Raw genomic sequence first — 1,994 nt, 5'->3', positions numbered from 1 at the left:
CGGCAACGCCGAGAAGACATCCTCTTCACCCTAATCAACGAAGGCGAGGCCTAACCCCTCCATCGAGGGGACGCCTTCCGGCAAGCTTCGCTTGCCTCCAGCCGCCCCTCATGTCAAACGTTAGCCAACTAGAGAACAATGAAATTCAAGCTCCCTGCCGAGAAGCTGTGTCTCTTTGCGCTTAGAGGCGTATGCAGTTCTGTGGCGGCCGTCACGATCATGATTGTCACGTCGTGGCCAAGCCTATGTCGTGCTGAAGAAGCGGCCTACGAAACAGTGACGGTGACAGACTGGGTTCGCTTCGACGTGCCAGTCAGTTGGAGGCTTGTGGAGGAAGGCATAGCTGCCCAGCTGTCTAGTTCGGTTGCAGAAGCAGCGGAGCGTGCCGGCGTCGTAGTCGACATGCGGGGATTTCAGAAACGGCAGATAACTTATGTGCCGAATACGCCCAGGCGGGATGCCAACCTGGTAGCCCTGCCTCGTCGGACAACCAGCTTTCCATTCCCGCCATCGGATTTGGTAGGGCCTCTAGATCGACCCGTTCCGGCCCGGATCACTGCCTACTACAACGTAGCGACGGAAAGCATAGAGAAGTTGATCGCAGCGCAAGGAGGCAAGGTGCAGGAACGTATGCAACCTCGCCTGATCGCTTTAGGAAATCATGTCGGAATCGAGTACGGCTGGACCTCTCAACATCCGCTTGGTCCAGTTGTGATGCGCCAAATCTTGATCTTTGTTCGCGACGGGACAGTGCATTTCACGTTCAGCCGACTTCAGGCAGACGAGGTCTACCTTCCAGCTTACGAGCGGCTGCGCGCGTCAATAAGAATCGAAACAACGTGATCGCCGCGCAGGCTAACCCGTGATTCCAGCGGACCGCCTACGGCCGCCGCTGAATTCAAACGTTAGGCCTCACAGGATGCGCCGCACGCTACTCCTCGCTGTTAGCCAGCTGATCCTCGCCGCACTTGCCGGTTTCTCGTCAGTCGTTAAGGCACAAGATCCACCCATGTTGACAGTCGTAAGTGTCATCGGCGTCTACTCGCCGAAGGCCAATCGCTCCGAATACGAGGCGTACCTTGCAAAGGAAGTAGCCGCTCGCAATCCGATCAATTTTTCCGACGAAACCAAGGCCTTTCTTGCCCGCGTCGGCCGCTCTGCCGAGATCGTCGACCTCTCCCCCGACGAGCTAGGCGAGATCCGGAAGGAACTCGATCGCGAACTATCAGGCGCGGTCCTCATTGAAGTGCTTGTCAGCAATCCGGACAGTTCGTTCTCCATCGGATCGTTTGTGCAACCCAACCCGGTCCTTCCATCGGGCCAATGGCAGGTAGCCTGGTGCGAAAAGTTCCTGACCCCAGACGGTGCAGCTCTTCTCGGCGACTTCGCTTTCAACAAGGTACCAACGGAGAAGCGCTACCGAGTTGCGTTCTATATTCACGACTGGAAGCAAGAGCGAGGCCTCAATGGACCGTACGGCCCTCTCCCTTTGCCTCCGATCGAACCAATGCCATCGCGGCTTTGGAAACTGGCTCCATACGAACAGGTGGATTAGCAGCGGTGAGGCCTAACCCTTCCATCGAGCGGACGTGGAGCTTGAATCGGTTTCGTTGACACGATGAGCTATCGGACGAACGGCTGCTCTGCAGCGGTTCGTTCGAAGGTGCAGACTTCCGCTTTGGGTCGCGGGCGGCCGACCAGGTCGGGCGCAAGGAGTCGTCCGAGAGCCATCGGTGGACCTGCGATGCCGAGCGACCGTTGACGAAGGCACAGCGGGCGTACAGTGATCTTGCGGTCGAATGTCAGGTGACCATCCCCCGCTGACTTTCAAGCCACCACGGCGAATGACCGTGCACAGTCTGAAGCGGAGCCGTAAGCTCCCCCTCACCGTAGACACCTAAATCTGGAGAATGCGGCCTCAAAGAGGAAGACGAGGACGCGATGAGGAAGAGCAAGTTCAGCGAGAGTCAGATCGTGGCGATCCTGAAGGAAGG

The 1,994-nt window shown here is 57.7% G+C and carries 2 protein-coding genes; both read left to right on the top strand.

The annotated features are described in order from the left end of the window. The first annotated feature begins 138 nt into the window (after positions 1 to 138). Positions 139 to 843, top strand: a complete 705-nt coding sequence (locus tag E8D38_RS27480; protein WP_140637459.1) for a hypothetical protein — start codon at positions 139 to 141, stop codon at positions 841 to 843. A 166-nt stretch (positions 844 to 1,009) separates the two neighbouring features. Further along, positions 1,010 to 1,555 carry a hypothetical protein gene (locus E8D38_RS27475; protein ID WP_140637458.1) on the top strand — a complete coding sequence of 182 codons (546 nt, stop codon included), beginning with the start codon at positions 1,010 to 1,012 and terminating at the stop codon, positions 1,553 to 1,555. Positions 1,556 to 1,994: the final 439 nt, after the last annotated feature.

This window comes from Methylibium rhizosphaerae (assembly GCF_006386545.1).
GTDB lineage: Bacteria > Pseudomonadota > Gammaproteobacteria > Burkholderiales > Burkholderiaceae_C > Pseudorivibacter > Pseudorivibacter rhizosphaerae.
The sequence above is the reverse complement of the archived record's forward strand: the minus strand, read 5'-3'. Positions and strand labels throughout refer to the sequence as shown.

Coding starts and splice junctions, on each gene's coding strand:
- E8D38_RS27475 (WP_140637458.1), top strand. CDS start 1,010: ATGTTGACAGTCGTAAGTGTCATCGGCGTCTACTCGCCGAAGGCCAAT.
- E8D38_RS27480 (WP_140637459.1), top strand. CDS start 139: ATGAAATTCAAGCTCCCTGCCGAGAAGCTGTGTCTCTTTGCGCTTAGA.